Genomic DNA, 1,835 nt, shown 5'->3' on the forward strand with positions numbered 1-1,835 from the left:
CGTATTGTCAAAACTTTTATAAGAAATAGGCTATAAAATACCTTGATAGAGAGCTTTTTGAGCAAAAAAATTGCCACCCCCTGAAATCTGGTGATAATTGAGGTTACCACACACCCAATTCCCAGAAAGGAAGTGACAAATTGTACCCTCAAATTATAACCTATTTATTAACTTTTATAAACTATCAAGCTCAGGTCATTCGAACATTGCTTACTCTTCTTGTGGGGAAGAGTATGTTTGAAAAACCTGAAGAGACTCCAGTAAATAAACCTTATAGAAAACTTCAGGTGGATGATCTTCCGATCATCGAACCGCTTGAAAAACTTGATTACAAGTCTCTTTTGCAAGAGCATTTCAATGAACACGGTAAGGCTCTCAAACCTGTTCAAAGGCGTTCTAATTCAAAGGCGAAAGTGCCTGAATCATTGAACTGTCCAAAGTGTGGTGCTCCGTCTAACTACCTATACGCCAATAACGGAGATAAAGGCCAGTTTCAATGTAAGGTGTGCTCATGTCTTTTTAGTGATAAGAACCGATTTTCTAAAGAGGCCAATCTTAAGTGTCCTCATTGTTCAAAATCACTTGATAAGATAAAAGATCGAAAAGACTTTTTTGTATACAAGTGTAGAAACAATAGCTGTTCCTATTACCAAAGAAAACTTAACGCGATGACTTCTAAAGAGAAGAAACAATTTAAGAAGGATCCTCAGGCATTTAAACTAAGATATATCTTTCGACAGTTTCACCTTGGTTTTCTGCCATTATCCAAGCAATCACCTGAATTACCAGCAGTAGATTTGTCTAGGATTTATGCTTCACCACATACATTAGGACTGATATTAACCTACCATGTTAACTACGGCCTTTCGGCCCGTAGGACGGCTGCCATTATGCAGGACGTTCATGGTGTAGCTATTTCACACCAGACAATATTGAACTACGAAAACAGTGTAGCTCTTATGCTTAAACCCTATGTGGATTACTACCCGTATGAGCTTTCTGACCAGTTCTGCGGTGACGAAACATACATCCGGGTTGGCGGTCGCTGGCATTATCTCTTTTTCTTTTTTGACGCAGTAAAGAAGATTATTCTTTCTTATCCAGTGTCTCCTAATCGAGATACAGCAACGGCTGTACGTGCGATTGATGAAGTGTTAATAAAGATGAAAGAGATTCCGGAAGACCTTACTTTTATAGTAGATGGAAATCCAATCTATCTTTTAGCTCAACACTTTTTTGCACAACATGGCATTTCCTTTGATGTGAAGCAAGTAATTGGCCTAACAAATGAAGATCCCGTTTCGACAGAATATAGATACTTAAAACAGATTATTGAGCGACTCAATCGGACATTTAAAGGAAATTATCGCTCTACTCATGGGTTTGGATCTGAGCAAGGGTCTGTTTCTTATGTCACGTTGTTTGTAGCTTACTTTAACTTTTTGCGGCCCCATGCATCTTTGGAAGGTAAAGTGCCCGTCGTAAACCCAGAGTTATCGGGGCTTCCAACAATGCCAGCAAGATGGACAAAACTAATTGAATTAGCTCAACAATGGATTGTTGAACAACGAGCCGCCTAACTTTTTGTTTAGCAGAGCCCTTGAGATATTCAGCAATCGGCGGAGCGAACTCTTGACAAACCGAACGGAGAAAAAGGTTAAAATTGGTAATGGTCAAGGGTTATTTGTCATGCCTACTTTTGTTCCCTTCGCCCTTGATACTTTTATCGCAACCTTTTTCGACTGTTTGTCAGGAGCGATTGCGGGGCCTTCCGACCCAACAACTGGAAAAAGAGTAAATCACTAATGAGTTTTCATAGAACTTTTGACACTACC

Annotated in this window: 2 protein-coding genes; both read left to right on the forward strand. The window is 39.5% G+C overall.

What is annotated here, in order from left to right; genetic code table 11:
• Nucleotides 1-140: 140 nt before the first annotated feature.
• Entirely contained in the window at nucleotides 141-1,580 is a 1,440-nt protein-coding gene (locus tag CKJ95_RS19765; protein ID WP_099355177.1) for a DDE-type integrase/transposase/recombinase, read from the forward strand.
• A gap of 52 nt (nucleotides 1,581-1,632) precedes the next feature.
• Complete coding sequence (locus CKJ95_RS23570) at nucleotides 1,633-1,806, forward strand: hypothetical protein (protein WP_180271562.1); 174 nt, start codon at nucleotides 1,633-1,635, stop codon at nucleotides 1,804-1,806.
• Nucleotides 1,807-1,835 lie beyond the last annotated feature (29 nt).

The sequence above is a fragment of the Fredinandcohnia onubensis genome (assembly GCF_002734285.1).
GTDB lineage: Bacteria > Bacillota > Bacilli > Bacillales > Bacillaceae_L > Ferdinandcohnia > Ferdinandcohnia onubensis_A.